Raw genomic sequence first — 19,162 nt, 5'->3', positions numbered from 1 at the left:
TCGCACGCTATTTAAATGATAATGACTTGATGGTCGTGTTCTGAACTGAGACTGAATTTATATAGCGCGCTATTTAATAGCAAGATATTTTTTAGCCAGGATTTACATCATTGCTCTATTACACTGATTTTAATCAGGATATTTTTTCAGATTTTTGCCTGCAGGCGGGTGCGCTTTCCGGCCAGCCACATCGGCAACCTGCAGATTCATCTTGTCTGCGTCCCCGCCAGCCGCCACACTGGCGAGCACGCCGCGATTTTTCACACATTGAGGTAACGGGTAATGCCGCAGAGTAAAGCTACCCTGACTGGTCTGCTGGCCATTCTGCTGTGGAGCACGATTGTAGGATTAATAAAAAGCGTCAGTGAAAGTTTTGGTCCGGTAACCGGTGCCGCGCTGATTTACAGCGCCAGCGCCCTGCTGTTGCTGCTCACCGTGGGTTTTCCTGACCTGCGCCAGTTTCCCCGCCGCTATTTGCTGATCGGTAGCCTGCTGTTTGTCTGCTATGAGCTCTGCCTGTCGCTGTCGCTGGGTTTTACTCATAGCGGCCATCAGGCGATTGAAGTCGGCATGGTTAATTACCTGTGGCCGGCGATGACCATCGTTTTAACGGTGATGGTTAACCGGCAAAAGACCAGCCCGTTGATTATTCCCGGCCTCCTGCTGGCCGTCGCCGGTATTTGTCGGGTACTGAGCGGCGATCGGGGATTTTCACTGGGCGAAATGATCGACAACGTGATGGATAATCCGCTCAGTTATGGTCTGGCATTTGGCGGTGCGATGATTTGGGCGGTTTATTGTGTGGTGACAAAAAATAGCGCGAAAGGCAGTAACGGCATCACGCTGTTTTTCATGTTAACTGCGCTGACGCTGTGGCTGAAATCGCTGCTATCACCGCAGGTGCCCGTGGTGTTCTCACTGCAGGCGTGCATCAGCCTGGCGCTGGCAGCAATGGCGATGGGGTTCGGCTATGCGGCGTGGAACGTCGGCATTTTGCACGGCAATGTCACGCTGTTAGCCGCAGCCTCCTACTTTATCCCTATCATTTCGTCGCTGATAGCCGCTTTTATCCTTAACTCCAGCCTGACCTTCTCCTTCTGGCAAGGTACGGCCATGGTTTGCCTCGGTTCGCTGCTCTGCTGGTGGTCAACGCGCGGGGCTGCAACGCATAAGCTGGAAAGCAACACGCTGGAATAACCGGCTGGATTTCGCAGCCGGACGAGAATACAGACAGTGGTGCAGACTCAGCGCGGCGGCGGGAACATTTTGCGATACAGCGACGGCGTCATGCCGGTCACTTTGACAAACGCGCGGCGCATCACATCGGCACTGTGATAACCGCAGGCCGCCGGGATCGCTTTGAGCGGCAGCTCACCGGCATCCAGCAAAGCCCGCGCGTGGCTGATGCGTGCCTGTTCCAGCCATGCGCCAGGCTGGATCTGCATTTCCTGCTGAAACAGACGCGCTAAATGCCGCGTACTGAGGTGCATGTGCGCCGCCAGGTCTTCCAGCCCGCGAATCTGTGCCAGATGCGCGATTGCCCAGCGCTGCATCTCCTGAAAGGCGCTGCGTCCGGCCAGGGACACCTGCTGTTTACGCACAAAATGTCCCTGTGTCACCGGGCGCTGGAAGAACATCACCAGGCTGGCGGCCACCTCCTGCGCCAGCTCGCGCCCGAGATCCTCTTCCACCAGCCGCAGCGCCAGATCCAATCCGGACGTCACGCCCGCCGCCGTGCGTAATGCACCATCCGCCACATACAGCGCATCGGCTTCGACCTGCGCATCGGGTAGCAGTAATGCCAGCCGTTCCGCACATGCCCAGTGAGTAGTGACTTTCCTGCCGTTCAGCAAACCCGTTTGCGCCAGCAGCAGCGCCCCCGTACACACCGAGCCGTAACGCTGGCTGCGCTGACAGAGCGCGATAATCTGCTGGCGCTCACTGGCGGAAAGCTGCATCTGGCTGGCGTCAGGTGCTCCGGCAACCAGAAAGGTATCGGCGCGATGCTGTGTCGCCGCAGTTAGCGCAACGTCGGCTTCCAGCCGGACACCAGACGAGCAGCGGATGCTGGTGTGCTGCAGCGACATCACGCTGAGCTGATACACCTGACGATGCAGCAGCCGATTTGCCTCGGCAAACACATCCAGCGGCCCGGAAATATCCAGCAACTGAGCGCCGGGAACGGCCAAGAGGGTAATGTGATGGTGAGTCATTGTCTGGCTGTCCGCTTAAATCGCAATGTCAGAAATCATCGTTAAACAGAGATTCATGACATTGTCGCGCGGCTTTATGCTGAACGCAACTTCACTAAGCGGAGACATCACCATGAGTTTTACTATTAACGGCATTCGTATTCCGGACAGCAAAATGGCGCGCGATGCTACCGCGCTGGTACGTGACATCGAATCGGATCTGTTATTTCATCACTCCAGCCGCGTTTTTTACTGGGGCGCTTTGGCAGGTCAGCGACTGGGGGTCAAAGTGGATGCCGAGCTGCTTTACGTTGGCTCCATGTTTCATGATGTGGGCCTGACGCAACAGCATTGCAGCTGCGATAAGCGCTTTGAAGTCGATGGCGCCAATGCGGCGCGCGATTTCCTGCAACATTACGGGGTTGCCCAGGCGGACATTGATAAAGTGTGGACGGCGATTGCCCTGCACACGACGCCCGGCATTCCGCAATTTATGGCCGGGGAAATCGCCCTGGTGACGGCCGGCGTTGAGATGGATGTGCTGGGTATTGACTATGATCACTTCAGCGATGAGCAACGTGAAGCCGTGGTGCAGCAGCATCCCCGTCCGGCACAGTTTAAAGAAGAAATTATCCAGGCATTTTATGAAGGCATTCAACACAAACCGGCGACGACTTTCGGCAACGTGAAAGCTGACGTCATCGCTGATAAGCAACCGGCATTTCGCCCGATGAATTTTTGCCGGATTATCCGCCAGTCGCGCTGGGCGGGTTAACATGGACAGCGGAGATAGCTCATCGCGAACGGGAGAAATGGCGACGGAAGCGTGCGCTGTGAATCCCGGCAACAAAATTAACTCATCGAACATTGTCAGCAGGAGAGAATTTTCGTTGCTACTATAGTGACGCAACACACAGCTCAAGCGTTGCGACGAGAATTTTTCCTGTAGTTTTTTGTTATGCCCGCTCTGCGGGCATTTTTTTCCGAAAAATGCACCGTCACGCTGCTGCCAAACCCCTTACGCCGCAGGTTTCAAACGGCCTGATTGCCCTGCTTCCAGCAATGCCTTTGCGGTCGTCCTTGTACGTTCAGTTAACAGAGGGTCATGCACGGACACGGTGTTAACCAAAGCAATCAATTCATAACAATTCGACCATGCTATAGGTATTTCTTCATTACAATTTCATGAAACTCATCACCCGGTCGCCCAGCGGCAGGTTCAAACTTTCCACTGTAAATAATATTTTTGAATGTGCTTTTTCAGATATAGAAGTGATAACATAGTTAAGAAGCACGGCTGTTACAAATTGATAGAGTAAAAGGACTTTGAAATGGAATTATTTTTAGTAGTAGTACTCTTATTAGCACTTCTGGCTCCGGTTTTATCTGTCGTACTTTTCAAAAAAAGTAAAAAATACCGAGAGGAAATAGCTTTTTTAATCTCCGGCAAAAATACGCTTGGCGAAGAATTAGGTGAAACGCAGAAAAAATTAGCTCAGGCTATACGTGACCACGCAGAACTTGAAGGAAAAGCCACTCCTTTGTGGCAGTATCAGGAATTACACGATGCAGTATTAGATGCGGAGAAAAAGATTAAAACTGCTGACGCTATTGCCAGAGAAAAATTGGATGAAGCGCAAAAACAAGCGGCAAGAGCGGTAAACGAAGCTCACGATCAGGCTGCATTAACAATAAGCAACGCCAATAGCGAAGCTGTCGCTATCACCCAGGATGCGCGTGATGCTCGCCTGAAAGCCAAAGAACGACTCGATAACGCGAATAGTAAAGCGGATGAGCTGATCTCCAACGCAAATGATAATGCGATGAAAATAATCGCGGATGCAGAGATACGTGCAATGGAAATAGCTGGCTCCGCATATGAAGCGAAAGAGTTTGCAGAGACCTATCAGGCTGTCGCCAGGTCAATGAAAAATAAAATTGAAGGGTACGGCGATGAATGGATAGTGCCAAACCGAAGCGTTTTGGACGAACTGGCAGAGAATTATGAATTTACGGATGCAGGAAAAGAACTGCAAAAAGCCAGAGAGTTAACTAAGTCTCTTATCAAAACGAACAAAGCGGCAAGCTGTGATTACGTCGAACCAAACAGAAGAAACACCGCCATCAAATTTGTACTGGATGCTTTCAATGGAAAAGTCGACAGTACCCTCTCAAAAATTAAACACAACAATTACGGCAAATTATCCCAGGAAATAAAAGATGCCTTTGAGCTTGTTAATTTTAACGGTTCAGCCTTTAGGTCAGCCAGGATCACTGATATCTGCTTGCAGGCCCGACTCAACGAGCTTAAATGGGGAGTAGCTGTAAATGAAATTATGCTTGAAGAAAGAGAAGAACAAAGACGAATCAAAGAACAGTTGCGTGAAGAAGAAAAGGCGCGTCGCGAGTATGAAAAAGCGATAAAAGAAGCTGAAAAAGAAGAAAAAACAATTCAGCAGGCGATTGATAAAGCGACTAAAGAACTGATGCTCGCAGGCGAAGAACAACGTATAGCCCTCGAACAAAGACTGGCTGAGCTACAAATTAAATACGAAGAAGCTGAAGCCAAAAACCAACGAGCCATTTCGATGGCACAGCAAACACGTTCAGGTCATGTGTATGTGATCAGTAATATCGGCTCGTTTGGAGAAAACGTTTATAAAATTGGGATGACACGCAGGCTCGAACCGCTCGACCGGGTTCGTGAACTTGGCGATGCCAGCGTCCCGTTTTCATTCGATGTACATGCAATGATCTATAGTGATGATGCTCCTTCGCTTGAAAACCACCTTCACAAAGTGTTTAACGATAAACAGGTAAACAAAGTTAACTCGCGCAAAGAGTTCTTTAATGTAGGTATTAAAGACATCAAATCCACGATTCAGGAAATGAGCATTGATGTGCATTGGACAATTTCTGCAGAAGCCAAAGAGTACAGAGAGTCTTTAGCCATCGAAAATGAACGCAACACAGCGTTAAAAGAAAGCGAAGAGTTGATTGTTGCATAATATTTTGTAGCCATGATATGACCTGATGATGATACGTCAGGTCATTGTGAATGTAAGAATAAGTGGCGGATCTGGTGACATTCATTCGTAACGGCTGGGGCAATCAGGCACCTGCGGTAAGCGCGGATCAGGTGGCAAAACTGCGTAAAGATCTGCCGAAGGGAGCGGAGGCGGATAAGGAAAAGAGTCAGTAAAAACTGACGGAGAAAATGTCCTGTTCAGGGCCCCGATAAGGGCCCTGATAATGACGCCGGATAGCCATGGCAACCTGAGCAACTACCGTGCAATGCCCCATCGCCAGCCTGCACTATGCTTTGTCGGCGTCGGTCAGGGTGGCTCTCACCTGCGGCAGACTCTGCGGGTAATTCTGCTGAATGAATTCAATCATTTTCTCGCGTACATAGCAGCGCAGATCCCATGCCGTCGGTGAGTTCTGCGCGGTCATCAGTAAACGGATGGTCATGGTTTTTTCCGTGGTATCGGTCACCTGCAGTACCTGAGTTTCGCGATCCCAGAGCCGCGTCTCATTGAGGATTTTTTCAAAATGCTCGCGCAGCGGCGCCAGCGGCATCGAGTAATCAACATAGAGAAACACAGACCCTAATATCTGCGCATTATTTCGCGTCCAGTTCTGAAATGCATTCTCGGTAAAATAGGTGATGGGCAGCACCAGACGGCGTAAATCCCAGATGCGCACCACAACATAAGTCAGATTGATTTCCTCAATCCAGCCCCACTCCTTTTCGACCACCACCGCATCGTCAATTTTTATCGGTTGGGTGAAAGCAATCTGAATGCCGGCAAACAGATTCACCAGCGACTTTTGCAAAGCGAAACCAATAATGATACCGGCGACCCCGGCACCCGCGAGGATGGTGGTGCCGAATTTACGTACACCAGGGAAGTTGAGCAGAATTAAACTCAGGCAAAACAGTACCAGGATGACGATAGCCACTTTTTTAACATAGATTAATTGCGTACGAATTTTACGCGCACGCAGGTTGTTCGACAGGTTGATATCGTAGCGAATAAACAACATATCCTGCGCTACGTTAATCAGACGAATCAAAATGGAACAGAACGATAAGATGATAAAGATATTAAGCGTGGTGGCGATAAAGCTCAGTGAGCCAGGATCGAGATGCACATAATTCATCCCCATATTGATCAGCAGTAATGGAATGAATAAAAATAATGATCCCCGCAGATGCTTTTCCAGCGATTTAAACAGCTTGCGATCGCGGCTTTGCCAGTAGCGGATAAACCTGAGAAGAAGAAAGCGGGCCAGAAAACCCAGCAGTAGCGAGAGTGTGACGAGCAATACAGCAGGCACCCATGTCGGCGCACCAGATAACTCACCAGGAAGTAATGGCATGATATTCCCTTCTGTTCAGCTAACAACCGTGGTTGTCAGATAAGTCACCAAAATCAGTAACCGTTATCGTGCCGGTTATCTGCTAAACCCATGATTTCGCACTTCAGTGGGTAAAAATATAGTTCACTGGCCGCTGTTAGCAGGGGAAAAACCCATCAGGTAATCAGGTGCAGTGCTGGCGGTCATCGCAAGGATTTGAATTGGTGGTTTTTTTCGGCTTTATTGCTAAAGGTCTGAAATTGCAGGCAGGTGATGAGGCGAGGCGTCAGAGGGTGCTGACGAGAAATGCGCTGACAGGCAGTGGTGCTGCACCCGGGGAAGAAGTACAGACAACCTGTTGCGCCAGCTCGCGCTGACCACGCGCATAGCGCAGCAGGTTGATGCAGAGAAAAAGCGCGCGATTAAGCGCGCAATGCATTATTTGGCATACGCCTCGGTAGAAAGCGTAATCGTCACTTCGTCGCCCACGGCCGGAACATATTTATCGATTTTAAAGTCCGAGCGTTTGATGACGCCGGTGGCATCAAAACCGATCGCCTGCTTTTTAACCATAGGATGCATATCCTGCTTGTTCAGCGTGGCATGCAGCACAACCGGCTTAGTGATACCTTTGATGGTTAAATTACCCTGCACATCATATTTATTATCGCCTTTGCTTTCCACATGGGTGCTGTGGAAGGTGGCCTGAGGATATTTTTTAACGTCAAAATACTCATTACCCAAAAACTCTTTGGTCAGCGCTGGCACATGCGTGTCAATCGTTTTTAACGGCAGGGTCACATTAACCTGTGACTTTTCCGGATTTTCTTTATCAAAAGCCAGCTGACCGGAAACATCAGAAATATCAGCAGTCGGATGAGAGAAACCAAAGTGATTCCATGCGATCACCACGGAAGTATGTTGCGGGTCAAGGTTATATTCCGTCGCCGCGGCATGTGACAGGGGAACATATAATGCCACCAGAGAAAGCAGCGCCGTTTTTTTCAATAATTTCATGGAAACATCCTCAAATAATCAAGTGCTAATACTGTAGCGCAAACCTGCTAAGGTGTTATTGAAATCATTTGCTTTACCCATTCAAAATTTTTAACCGTTTTCTACCGCAAGCAAATAATAACGCAGAGTGAATTTTACCGAAATGACGTAATTAAATTCCGGCGAGTAGAATTTAATAAGTTCATTTTTATGTGGGCTAATTTAGCGGCGAGGAGAAGAACGGCAAACCATGTTGAGCATGCGATTAACAGACCGCCTGAATAGCCGGCGGCCGCCACGCTTTAATCTTCACTGGCACGACGTTGATCATAGACAACCTGTGCCTTTTCAATCGCGTCGCCCTGCTCTCTGGCCCACTTCACCAGCGAAACAAACGGATCCTGCAACGTCTGGCCCAGCGGCGTAATGGCATATTCCACCGCCACCGGGGACGAGGCGATCACGCGGCGGCTGATCAGGCCGTTACGCTCCAGCCGGCGCAACGCCTCCGTCAGTGCCTTGTGGGTAATCGGATCAAGACGGCGCTTGATCGCGTTAAAGCGCGCGGGTTCAGTACACAGCACGGTCAGAATTAATACCGACCACTTATTGGCGACCTGTTCCAGGATTGGACGGGTGCTGTTGATCTCTGCCAGCAGCGCCGCGATATCAGTCGGCATAGGGTTTCCTTATGTATATCTAATGTAGATAAGGTGCGTAATTGACACTAAATATACGAAATGTATCATCAGCCGTCCACCCCTCTCATTCTGGAGCAGCCATAATGAAACTCGAAGGAAAAGTCGCGCTGGTGACCGGCGGCGGCAGTGGTATCGGCCTCGCCATCGCGCGCCGTTTTGTGCAGGAAGGTGCCCACGTTTTCATCACCGGGCGACGCGAAGCGCTGCTGGCCGAAGCCGTCACGCTGACTGGCGGCCGCATTGAGGCGATAGCAGGCGACCTCACCAGCGCAGACGATGTTGCCCGTCTGTTTGACACCGTGCAGGCCCGCGCCGGACGTCTCGATATTCTGGTGAACTCCTCTGGCGTGGCTGAACCCGCCAGCCTCGAAGAGACCAGCGCAGAGCACTTTGACCGCACGTTCGGCCTCAACGTGCGTGCCATGGTATTCACCGTACAGCATGCGGTGAAGCACATGACTGAAGGCGGTGCCATCGTGCTGGTGGGATCGATTGCGGGCAGCATGGCCAATCCTGGCTATGGCGCTTACTCGGCCAGCAAAGCCGCGGTGCGCGCCTATGCCCGCACCTGGAGCAGCGAACTGGCACCGCGCGGCATTCGCGTCAATACGCTCAGTCCCGGCCCGACGGACACGCCGATGTTTGACCAGGTCAGCGACGAGGTACGACAGACATTCAGCGCGCAGATACCGGCCAAACGCCTCGGCCATCCTGACGAAGTTGCGGCGGCCGCCCTGTTCCTCGCATCGGACGAAAGCGTTTATGTCACCGGCAGCGAACTGGTGATTGATGGCGGTATGTCCGCGTAATGGCTGTCGTGCTGCACAGCGCGCCGGCCGGGCGTTGTGCAGCCACCGAAAACGTTTCTCAGAAGGTATAGCTAAAGCCGACCGTGCCGGTGACCTGATCGCGCCGGGACACGATCGGGCTGTCCGCAGCGCGATCGCCCAGCCAGCTGTAACCCGCGCTGACCAGCGTGCCCCAGTGAGCATCAAACTGGTGGCTCCAGGTGAGCGTAGTCGCAACACCATAAAAGCCGCCGCCGGCATCGTAACGTGAAAACCGGCTGCGGCTGCTCTGGACATCGCTCACGCCATACCAGGTATTCATATAACGCGCATCGCCAAACAGCGCCGCCGTCTGCAGTGCAACGGTATCGCTGTCGCGCTGGAGAGGCACCAGCGTAACGGATGCCTGATAGTTCACGCCCTGATCATCGCTGAGCGGCAGCACCGCTTTGCCCTCTGCACTCAGCCACGGCGTAAGCTGCCAGCCCAGCGCCAGTGCAGTGTTCACCGTCGCATTGATGTTTCCCATGCCTTGCAGCCGGCTGGCGCCGTCCCGCCACGTCGAATCTTTATCGCTTCGACCAAGGCCATAACCCAGCGTGTGTTCCAGATAAACCCCGCTGTCGCTCTGCAGGTCGTACCCGATGCCTTTCTGGGCATCAGCAAAAAATGCGCCGTCTCTGGCCTGGAAAATCGGTACCGGCTGCACCCGTGTTTTATTCGATCCGCTGTAGCGTGGCGCGAATTGCGCCCCCGCGCCGAGCGTCAGGCTGGTCTGTGCGTCGCCATCCGCCCTGGCGGCAGCGGAAATCATGAGTAGCAGATGGGTCATGTACATCAGCGTTTTTCTGGTTATCATCGTGTCACCTCTTTATCGGTCCGTTTACCGCCCCTTGCCCGGGCAGCCGCAGCGCGAAGCCGAAGTATCCCGGGGCTGTGTCAACAAACACCCAGGGATTTATGAAGAAACTGTCAAGGTGAGTTATGCAGACCAAAAATATCCTGATTATTGAGGACGACGCTGACGCGGCTGAGGTGCTGGAGGCCTATCTGCTACGGGAAAATTATGCGGTGCGTGTTGCCGCGGATGGCCTGAGCGGACTTGAGCTGGCCCTGCGCTGGCAGCCCGATCTGATTTTGCTTGATGTGATGCTGCCCGGCCTGAACGGCACCGAGGTGCTGGCAAAACTCCGGCGCAGCAGCGAGGTGCCGGTGATTATGGTCACGGCCATGGGCGATACGCCCGATCGCATCGGTGCGCTGCGCTACGGCGCGGATGATTATGTGGTCAAGCCTTATCATCCCGGCGAAGTGGTGGCACGCGTGCAGGCAGTGCTGCGGCGCAGCGCAGTAAAAACGCCGCAGGAAGAGATCCTGCGCTGGCAGGGGCTGGAGGTGAACAGCGGCGCGATGACGGTTACCGTCACGCAGGCCTCCAGTAACGTGCTTTGCGTTGATACCACGCCAACCGAATTCACGCTGCTGGTCACGCTGATGCGCGCACCGGTGCGCGCGCTGAGCCGCCCGTTTTTGCTGGAGCAGTGTATGCCGGACAGCGACGCGCTGGAGCGGGTGATTGATACCCACGTATATAACCTGCGCAAAAAGCTGGAAGCGGCCGGTATGGCGGGCGTGCTGCTCAACGTGCGCGGCGTAGGCTACCGGTTCCGCCAGCCATGACAGAAAAATCCCCACAAACGCTCTGGCGCTGGCTTTGTCTGCGCATTCTGACGCTGGCTATCGGTACCGTGGTACTGATTGCTTTGTGCATGTGGCTGCGCTTCACGGTGCAGTACCTGTGGATCACGCACCATATGCCGCCGGCAGTTCTGCATGAATTTCTCGCCCTGCGTGCACATCCGGAACGCGATCCCGCGCGCTTTCACCAGATCATCGATAGCTGGTGGGGCATACGCTACTCCGACCCGTCCATTGCCTCCTCGGACTGGATCACTGTCGGCATCCTGGTGCTGGTGACCATTCCGTTTATTGCCTATTTCGGGCTGCGCCACGCGCGCCCGCTTTCTGCACAGTTCAGCCAGCTCAGACGAGCGGCAGACCAGGTGACCGCAGGCGATTTCGGTGCGCAGGCGGCGTTAACACCGGCAGCGCCCGCCGAACTGGCGCAGTTCGCGCACAACTTCAACGCGATGACGCGCCAGCTGGCGCGTTACGACAAAGAGCTGCGTACGTCGCATGTCGCCATGGCGCATGAGCTGCGGTCGCCGCTCAACGCCGCCATGGTGCGTCTGCAGGCGCTGCTTGATGGCGTGTTCAGCGCTGACTCACGTCAGCTCGCCCTGATCATGGCGCAGCTCAGTTGTCTGCACCGGCTGATCGATGAGCTGCATCTGCTGTCACTGGCGGATGCCGGCCAGCTCACGCTGGAGAAAGTCCGCTGCAACCCGGCCGATATCCTGCGCGAGCGCCTGCAGTGGATCAAACCGCAGCTGGATGAAGCGCGCATCAGCACCGGGGTAGCGCTGGCTGAGGAGACATTACTGCCGGTCGATCCGTTCCGTCTCGGGCAGGTTTTCACCATCCTGCTGGAAAACGCCCTGCGCTATGCCGGAAGCGGCAGCCAGCTGCAGCTGCGCACGCGCAACACCGTTGATCATTACGAAATCATCGTGCAGGACAACGGCCCGGGCGTTCCTGCGGCGTTTCTGGCGTTGATGTTTGAGCGCTTTGCGCGCGGTGAGGCGTCACGCGCCCGCCACTCGGGCGGCAGCGGGCTGGGTCTGTCGATTGCGCGGGCGATTTGCCAGGCGCACGGCGGCACGATTAATGCCACGCTGCCGGCAACGGGAGGCTTGCAGGTACAGATTTTGTTGCCGCGCAACGCCTGACGTTGTTGCCCTTCTTGACACGCTCTTGATGGAACATCGCCGGATTCTTGATAATCGCACGGTGTAATGGCGCAAATACTGATAAAGGAATTGCGCCATGACCGACGAGCTTCCCTGCCTGATCAAACAGGGTGTGCGCCACCTGCTTAATCCGCGCCACCTGGTTTCCCTGCTGCCGCTGTTGCCCTGTCTGTTGCTGACAGCCATGGTGCTGACCGGCTGTGACCGCAAGCGAACGCCCACGCCACCGCCACCGCGTCCGGTAAAGTTCATCACGGTTGGCCCGCCCACGCCCGCCGGGCAGCAAACCCTGACCGGCGAGATCCGCGCGCACGATGAAACCTCGCTCAGTTTCAGGCTGGAGGGGCGGATTCTGACGCGCAGCGCCGATGTCGGCAGCCGCTTCAGGCAGGGAGAGACGCTCGCCGTGCTCGACAGCCCCGGCGCGCTGAATCAGCTGGCGAGCGCACAGGCGGAGCTGAACAGCAGCCGCGCGGCCGAAAAGGTGGCGGCCCTCAATCTGCACCGCATGCGCCTGCTGATGCCGTCCGGGGCAATTGCCCGTGCTCAGCTCGATAGCGCCAGCGCCGACTGGCAGGCTGCGCTGGCGCGGCGGCAGAGCAGTGAAGCGGCATTGAAAAATGCGCAGGATAGCCTGCGCTGGACCCACCTTACCGCGCCTGAGGATGGCGTGGTGACGGGCGTCAGCGCCGCAGCCGGTCAGGTGGTCAGCGCCGGTCAGACGGTGTTTACCGTTGCGACCGGCACAGGCCGTGACGTGGTATTTGACGTTGCCACGCCTGAAACCCTCGATCGCCGGGCCAGTGCCCGTTTCCGCGTTGCGCTATTGCAGAATCCGTCCGTGATAGCCGAAGCGCACCTGCGTGACGTCAGTCCGCAGGCCGACGCCCAGACACGCAGCTGGCGGGTTCGCATCACACTGGACAATCCTCCTGCGGAGATGGTGCTGGGCGCCAGCGTCGCCGTCACCCTGCCGCTGGCCGACACAACGGCGGATGCGGTGATGGCGATTCCGGCCACCGCGCTTACCCGCCACGCAGGCCAGCCGGCGGTGTTTATTCTTGACCCGGTGAAAAACTGCGTTATCCGGCGCACGGTGGCGATTGCCGGCTACACGGCAGATGCGGTATGGATTCGCGCCGGCATCATGCCGGGCGATCGGGTGATCACGGCGGGCGTCAGAAGCCTGCGTGACGGTGAACGCGTTGCCGGCAGCCAGGAGGATCAGCATGAAACCGGCGTTTAATCTTTCTGCCTGGGCGCTGAAACAGCAGCAGCTGATGGCTTTTCTTATGCTGCTGATTGTGGCAGCAGGCATCGTCAGCTATGAAAAACTCTCGCGCAACGAAGATCCGGCGTTCACCATCAAAACTGCGGTGGTGTCTGCGCAGTGGCCAGGCGCCGACATCAACGATACGGTCAGACTGGTCACCGATCCGCTGGAAAAAAAGCTGCAGGAAATTCCCTGGCTGGATTATGTGCAGAGTGAAACGCACGCTGGCCGCACGGTCATTTTCGTCAATCTGCGTGACGACACCCCACCCGCGCAGGTGGCCGGCATCTGGTACCAGGTGCGTAAAAAAATGCAGGATGTGACCCCGGCTTTGCCGCAGGGCGTGCAGGGCCCGGCGGTCAACGATGAGTTTGACGATACCTTTGGCACGATTTACGGCTTCACCGCTGACGGTTTTTCTACGCGCGAGCTGCGGGACCGGGTGGACGACATTCGCCGCGATCTGATGAGTCTGCCAGATGTGGGTAAGATCCAGCTACTGGGCGAGCAGGAAGAGCAACTGGTGGTGGCCTTTTCCCCGCGCCAGCTGTCCGCCATGGGGCTGGATTTGCAGCAGGTAGCAGAGGCGCTACGGGCGCAGAACGTCGTCGAGCCGGCAGGCAGCGTGCGCACCGCCACCGATAACATCGCCCTGCGCGTGAGCGGCGCGTTCAACAGCGAGGCGAGCCTGCGGGCGGTTACGCTGCGCGTTAACGATCGCTATGTTCCGCTGACGGCGATCGCCACCATCACGCGCCGCCCCGCCGAGCCGCCTGCCCCGCTTTTTCGCGTTAACGGCCAGCCGGCCATCGGACTGGCCGTGTCGATGGCCGCCACCGGTAACATGCTGGATTTTGGCCAGGCACTGCGGGCGCGCATGGAGAGCGAAGCCAGCCAGCTGCCGCACGGCATTGAGATGACGCGCATCGCCGATCAGTCAGCGGTAGTACAACAGGCGGTCAGCGGATTTGTCGATGTGCTGGACGAGGCGGTTATCATCGTACTGGCGGTTTCGTTTGTCTCGCTGGGACTGCGCGCCGGCCTGGTGGTCGCGGCGGCGATCCCGCTGGTGCTCGCCATGACGTTTATCGGCATGCATCTGGCCGGTATCGGCCTGCAGCGCATCTCGCTGGGCGCACTGATCGTGGCGCTGGGCCTGCTGGTGGACGATGCAATGATCACGGTGGAAACCATGGTGGCGCGGCTGGAGGCCGGCGATTCCCGCACCGGCGCAGCGACCTGGGCGTTCAGTACCACCGCCTTTCCGATGCTGACCGGTACGCTGGTGATGATTGCCGGTTTTATTCCGGTCGGCTTTGCCGCATCCAGCGCGGGCGAATATTGCTATACCCTGTTTGCGGTGGTGCTGATGGCGCTCATCAGCTCATGGCTGGTGGCGGTGCTGTTTTCACCGCTGACCGGCAGCTGGCTGTTGCCGGCCACGCTAAAGCAGCACCGCGCCGGAAACGGGCGCCTCAGCCAGTTCTATCGCCGCCTGCTGAGCAGCGTGCTGCGCCACCGCATGCTGACACTGGCGATGGCGTTGCTGGCACTGTTGCTGGCCGGCGTCGGCACCACGTATATGCAGGGCGAGTTTTTCCCGGCCTCCGATCGGCCTGAGCTGCTGGTGAGTCTGGCGCTGCCGGCCAGTGCGTCGCAGCAGGCCACCCTGCGTCAGGTGCAACGCCTTGAGCGGATTGTCTCCGCCAGCCGGGATGTTGACCACTATTCGTCTTACGTCGGCACCGGTGCGATACGCTTCTACCTGCCCATGGATGTGCTGCTGGACGATGAAAACAGCGCTCAGCTGGTGGTCGTGGCCAAAAGCCTGGCCGCCCGTGAACGACTGCAGCGCTCGCTGGATGCGGTGCTTGCCCGGGATTTCAGCGACATCACCACGCGCGTCGCGCCGCTCGAGCTCGGTCCGCCGGTAGGCTGGCCGATTCGTTATCGCATCAGCGGTCCGGATTATCGCCAGGTGCAGCAGCTGGCAGAGCAGCTGGCCGCCGCACTCGGCAGCTCAGCGCTGACGCGTGACGTCAATCAAACCGCCGGTGAGCCCGAACGCGTTATCACCTTGCAGGTGAATCAGACGGCAGCGCGCGCAGCCGGCCTCTCTTCTGACCTGATTGCTCAGTATCTGCATACGCTCTGGTCAGGAACGCTGATCACCACGGTACGCGATCGCAACCGGCTGATTGATGTGGTGCTACAGGGCAACGCTGCGGCGCGCCATGACCTGAGCAGCCTGTCCGGATTGCTGCTAACCGCGCCGTCGGGCGCAAAAATTCCGCTGACGCAGGTCGCAACACCGCAGTGGGGGCTGGAGGATCCCGTTATCTGGCGACGCCAGCGCCTGCCGTTTATCACCGTTCAGACCGATACGGCGCCGGGTTTGCGCGCGGAAGCCGTCTCCGCCGCCCTCACGCCGCTGATTGCCGCATTCAGGGCCAGTTTGCCGGCCGGTTACCGCCTGAGCGAGGACGGGGCGGTAGCGGAGTCTGACAAGGGCAACCAGTCGGTGATCGCCATCCTGCCGGTCACGCTGCTGTGCATGCTGGTGCTGCTGATGTTACAACTGCGGCGGATTTCCCGCATGCTGCTGGCCCTGCTGATGGCGCCCTTTGGTCTGCCGGGCATTGTGCTGGCCATGCTGCCGACCGGCACACCGATGGGCTTTGTGGCGCTGCTGGGTGTTATTGCTCTGGCTGGCATGATCATCCGCAACGCGGTGATCCTGATCAGCGAGGCGGATAACAATGTTGATGCAGGTATGCCGCCGGACGCTGCCATTGCGGCTGCGGCAGAACACCGCGCACGGCCGATCGTGCTCACCGCCAGCGCCGCGATTCTCGGTATGATCCCCATCTCGCGTCAGGTTTTCTGGGGACCGATGGCGCTGGCGATTATCGGTGGGCTGTTAGTGGCGACGCTGGTGACGCTCACGGTTTTACCCGCGGCGATGAGTCTGGTGATGCAGGCAGCAGCCCGTCGTGACAAACTGAAATCGCTGCGCTGGCGGCCGTTCAGAAAATAACCGCCTGCTGGTCAGCCCTGCTGGCACGGGGCAACGAAAGGTTTATCCACAGGGTTCCGGGCGGGATATGCACGCCAGATGTGGACAGTATCAGGAGAGAACGCGCAGCACCGGCTGCGCGTGGCCACGGGCTATTTCACTACCGGATGCTTCTCCTGCTGTAGCGCATTCATAAAGGTGTCGCTGAGATGCAGATGCTGACGCACCAGCGCCGGTGGCGTGCTGGCCAGCCACTGGTTAAGCGAAATATCCGCGTAATAATCGCTTTTAAACAGTTCCAGAAAGCGCAGCGGCTTGTCACCCGTGTTTTCGATATAGTGACCCATGGCAAAGGGCACATAGCCGACATCACCGGCGCGGAAGTCAAACGTACGCGCCTGACCTGAGGAGGCAAACACGCCCATCCGCCCCTGACCTTCCAGATAGTATTGCCATTCGTCGTTATTGGGATGCCAGTGCAGTTCGCGCATCGCGCCGGGAGCCAGTTCCACCAGCGCGGCGGCGATGGTTTTCGATACCGTAAAATTACTGGAATCAGTAATGCGTACCGTGCCGCCCGGCAGCATCAACGGCTTCTGCGCCAGCATTTTATGCGAGAAGACCTGCTTCGATTTCACCCCGCCGCTCACCGCCGAAGCCGGCGCGCCGTCCGGTGCCTGTCCGGCAAAGATATACTCCTCTTCCGGCGAAGGCAGCGTGTTAAACACCTCAGCCGGCACGCCAAAGTTTTTTGCCAGCACTTCTGGCGGGATATGTTTGAACCAGTCGCTGAGCAGAAAGGTACTGTCTTCATCGAAATTGCCATTGTCGAAGGCCAGCAGGAATTCGCAGCCGTCCGGCCCGAGGCCCTGAATTGAGTGCGGCACGCCCGGCGGGAAATACCATAAATCGCCCACGCCGACGTCATCGACAAACCAGCCACCTGCGGTATCCAGCGCGGTGATGCGCGCATTGCCGTACAGCATGTAGGCCCACTCGCCCTCTTTATGCCAGTGCAGTTCGCGGATGCCCCCCTTATCCAGCCGCATATCGACGCCAGCAATGGTGGTGGAAATGCCCAGTTCGCGCTGCGTCACCTGGCGCGTCCAGCCGCCGCTGCCCTTGCGCACATGCGCATCGCTAAACGAAAAACGCAGGTTGGGTAATGTGCCGCTGTCGGTTGCTGGCGGATCGACCAGATCCGGATTCAGCGCTTCGCGCACCGGATCGTGCGGGCCAGGGTCGCGCGGATGGTTGGGATCATTCGCCGGATAAGTCGCCACCTTGCCGTCGTGGGCATGGACCTTGCCGGCGGCCAGCGCCACGGTGCCACCAGCCGCGAAGGCCATAAAGCTTCTGCGAGATAAGTTTTCCAGTTTCATACCTGCTGTCTTCCTCAGTTTCTTATGGTTTGTGTCATGCCCCTTAACCATAATCAAACTGTGGCTTTCGCCAACCTTGTGTCACCGCTGAAATCAATAGAAAACCTTTATCATCGCGTAATCCCGCTCTTCACCCGCCTCACGCCATTTGCGCTTCGTTGAGATCGCGTTGACGTTCAGGTTATATCAGCCGACAAATAAGGCACAAAGTGATTAAATCTCGCCTCCGATTAAGCAATTTTTTTAATGATAGCTCGCCGCAAAAGTTAATTTAATGTTACAAAAGCATCGCAATTGCAATAATTACCCGGCTACGTTTTTTCTCCGGCGAGACGTGGCCGTTCCGGGCGGAAGCCCATGCCAATCAATCGGCCAAACAGATGGCGTAAAAACGGATAGCGGCTGATGAGCTGCGGAACCTTACTGGGCGTGGTGCGCGGGCGCTTGCCGCTGCTCATTTTGATCTGCAGGAATTGCGTCGCCACCGTCGGAAACTGTCGCCGCCGCTGCACGTTCTCCAAATCGCGCAGCGTGAGCGTGCCGTTTTGCAACGGCCGCGTCAGATAATTGGCGCTGGCCACCGCGTCCTGAATCGCCAGGTTCACACCCACGCCGCCAATCGGTGACATCGCATGTGCGGCATCGCCAATGCACAGCACGCCGGGCTTCATCCATTTGTCCAGCCGATCGATACGGATGGATAACAGACTCAGCTGCTGCCAATCCTGCAGCTGCGCCATGCGCGCCACGCTGAACGGCGCAACCTCTGCCATGCGGTTTTTCAGCGCGTCGAGCCCGGCCTGCTTCAGCGCCTCGAATTCGCCTTTCTGAATGGTGAATCCACACTGCCAGTATTCGCCGCGGTCAATGACAATGAAGTTTTGCTTCGGCCCCTTGTGGCCCATCCCCAGCTCAGGGTCGTCCGGCTGTTTATCCAGCCGGAACCACACCACATCGCGTGGAGCACCGAAGCTTTTACCCACCAGCCCGGCTTTCTGCCGCACCGCCGAGCGACGGCCATCAGCGCCTATTACCAGCGGCGCGTGAATTTCGTGACCTTGTAACGTTTTCACGCCTGCGATTACGCCATCCTGATGAAGAAAATCGTCAAAACCGGTGGATTGCAGCAGCGTGAAACCGGGATAGTGCGCCGCCTGGGCGGCGAGGAACGTGAGGAAGTCCCACTGCGGCATGAAGGCAATAAAACGGCAGCGCAACGGCAGACGGGAGAAATCGGCCATGGTGATCTCCTGCCCGCCTACTTCCGCCTGTAACTTCTCCGCGCGCTGATGCGGCAGCGCCAGCAGCGCGTCGAGCAGACCCAGCTGGTGCATGATCTCCAGGGTTGAGGGATGAATGGTGTCGCCGCGAAAATCGCGCAGAAAATCGGCGTGCTTCTCAATCACGACCGCGCGCAGGCCGGCGCGCGTCAGTAAATAGGCCAGCATTAAGCCGGCCGGACCGCCGCCGACGATACAGCAGTCGGCGTTTATCACCTGTGGAGACGGCATGATGTCCTCATCAATCGCTATATATGATAATTGTTATCATTTATATAGCATCTGCGCGTCACCAGGGTGAT

At 56.5% G+C, this 19,162-nt stretch carries 15 protein-coding genes; 8 read left to right on the top strand and 7 right to left on the bottom strand.

Annotated elements, in window-relative coordinates:
• Positions 1–282 precede the first annotated feature (282 nt).
• The gene (gene yddG / locus KOL70_RS18005) at positions 283–1,197 is read left to right on the top strand and encodes an aromatic amino acid DMT transporter YddG (RefSeq protein WP_215481249.1); all 915 of its coding nucleotides are present in this window, start codon (positions 283–285) and stop codon (positions 1,195–1,197) included.
• A 47-nt stretch (positions 1,198–1,244) separates the two neighbouring features.
• On the opposite strand, the gene KOL70_RS18000 is transcribed toward yddG, so the two are convergent.
• The gene (locus KOL70_RS18000; RefSeq protein WP_031279996.1) at positions 1,245–2,213 is read right to left on the bottom strand and encodes a GlxA family transcriptional regulator; all 969 of its coding nucleotides are present in this window, start codon (positions 2,211–2,213) and stop codon (positions 1,245–1,247) included.
• Positions 2,214–2,325: 112 nt separating this feature from the next.
• Between KOL70_RS18000 and KOL70_RS17995 the strand changes: the two genes are divergently transcribed.
• Both KOL70_RS17995 and KOL70_RS17990 read left to right on the top strand, forming a co-directional pair.
• Positions 2,326–2,967, top strand: coding sequence for an HD domain-containing protein (locus KOL70_RS17995; RefSeq protein ID WP_215481248.1), 642 nt, complete (start codon positions 2,326–2,328; stop codon positions 2,965–2,967).
• 556 nt (positions 2,968–3,523) lie between these two features.
• Entirely contained in the window at positions 3,524–5,200 is a 1,677-nt protein-coding gene (locus tag KOL70_RS17990) for a DUF4041 domain-containing protein (protein WP_215481247.1), read from the top strand.
• A gap of 307 nt (positions 5,201–5,507) precedes the next feature.
• Here the strand turns inward: KOL70_RS17990 and KOL70_RS17980 are convergent, their stop codons facing one another.
• The 3 genes from KOL70_RS17980 to KOL70_RS17970 form a co-directional block, all read right to left on the bottom strand.
• Positions 5,508–6,575, bottom strand: a complete 1,068-nt coding sequence (locus tag KOL70_RS17980; protein ID WP_058770269.1) for a mechanosensitive ion channel family protein — start codon at positions 6,573–6,575, stop codon at positions 5,508–5,510.
• A gap of 417 nt (positions 6,576–6,992) precedes the next feature.
• Complete coding sequence (locus tag KOL70_RS17975) at positions 6,993–7,571, bottom strand: YceI family protein (protein ID WP_104093361.1); 579 nt, start codon at positions 7,569–7,571, stop codon at positions 6,993–6,995.
• Between the two features lie 281 nt (positions 7,572–7,852).
• Positions 7,853–8,230: a helix-turn-helix domain-containing protein gene (locus KOL70_RS17970; RefSeq protein WP_215481246.1), complete on the bottom strand. Its 378-nt coding sequence runs from the start codon at positions 8,228–8,230 to the stop codon at positions 7,853–7,855.
• Between the two features lie 101 nt (positions 8,231–8,331).
• Between KOL70_RS17970 and KOL70_RS17965 the strand changes: the two genes are divergently transcribed.
• Positions 8,332–9,060 (top strand): SDR family NAD(P)-dependent oxidoreductase, encoded by a 729-nt coding sequence (locus tag KOL70_RS17965; protein ID WP_031279994.1) that lies wholly within the window; start codon positions 8,332–8,334, stop codon positions 9,058–9,060.
• A gap of 58 nt (positions 9,061–9,118) precedes the next feature.
• Here KOL70_RS17965 and KOL70_RS17960 read toward each other — a convergent pair whose 3' ends face one another.
• Positions 9,119–9,898 carry a MipA/OmpV family protein gene (locus KOL70_RS17960; protein WP_215481245.1) on the bottom strand — a complete coding sequence of 260 codons (780 nt, stop codon included), beginning with the start codon at positions 9,896–9,898 and terminating at the stop codon, positions 9,119–9,121.
• Positions 9,899–10,023: 125 nt separating this feature from the next.
• Here KOL70_RS17960 and KOL70_RS17955 point away from each other — a divergent pair, with 125 nt between their 5' ends.
• The 4 genes from KOL70_RS17955 (at position 10,024) to KOL70_RS17940 (ending at position 16,219) form a co-directional block, all read left to right on the top strand.
• Positions 10,024–10,719 (top strand): response regulator transcription factor, encoded by a 696-nt coding sequence (locus KOL70_RS17955; protein WP_215481244.1) that lies wholly within the window; start codon positions 10,024–10,026, stop codon positions 10,717–10,719.
• Positions 10,716–11,888 carry a cell wall metabolism sensor histidine kinase WalK gene (locus tag KOL70_RS17950; protein ID WP_211726858.1) on the top strand — a complete coding sequence of 391 codons (1,173 nt, stop codon included), beginning with the start codon at positions 10,716–10,718 and terminating at the stop codon, positions 11,886–11,888. Before KOL70_RS17955 ends, KOL70_RS17950 begins: the two co-directional genes overlap by 4 nt.
• A gap of 97 nt (positions 11,889–11,985) precedes the next feature.
• The gene (locus tag KOL70_RS17945; protein ID WP_215481243.1) at positions 11,986–13,155 is read left to right on the top strand and encodes an efflux RND transporter periplasmic adaptor subunit; all 1,170 of its coding nucleotides are present in this window, start codon (positions 11,986–11,988) and stop codon (positions 13,153–13,155) included.
• A complete protein-coding gene (locus KOL70_RS17940; RefSeq protein ID WP_215481242.1) occupies positions 13,139–16,219 on the top strand; it encodes an efflux RND transporter permease subunit in 3,081 nt (1,026 codons plus the stop codon). The genes KOL70_RS17945 and KOL70_RS17940 overlap by 17 nt, the downstream gene beginning before the upstream one ends.
• A 131-nt stretch (positions 16,220–16,350) precedes the next feature.
• Here KOL70_RS17940 and KOL70_RS17935 read toward each other — a convergent pair whose 3' ends face one another.
• Together KOL70_RS17935 and KOL70_RS17930 are read right to left on the bottom strand one after the other, a co-directional pair.
• On the bottom strand, positions 16,351–17,547 hold the full coding sequence (locus tag KOL70_RS17935) for a cupin domain-containing protein (RefSeq protein WP_215481241.1): 1,197 nt from the start codon (positions 17,545–17,547) through the stop codon (positions 16,351–16,353).
• 344 nt (positions 17,548–17,891) lie between these two features.
• On the bottom strand, positions 17,892–19,091 hold the full coding sequence (locus KOL70_RS17930) for an FAD-dependent oxidoreductase (protein ID WP_215481240.1): 1,200 nt from the start codon (positions 19,089–19,091) through the stop codon (positions 17,892–17,894).
• Between the last annotated feature and the right edge of the window lie 71 nt (positions 19,092–19,162).

The sequence above is a fragment of the Pantoea sp. B270 genome, assembly GCF_018726825.1.
In the GTDB taxonomy this organism is placed as follows: Bacteria; Pseudomonadota; Gammaproteobacteria; order Enterobacterales; family Enterobacteriaceae; genus Pantoea; species Pantoea dispersa.
Note: the sequence above shows the minus strand (reverse complement) of the source record. Positions and strands in the feature narration are given on the sequence as shown.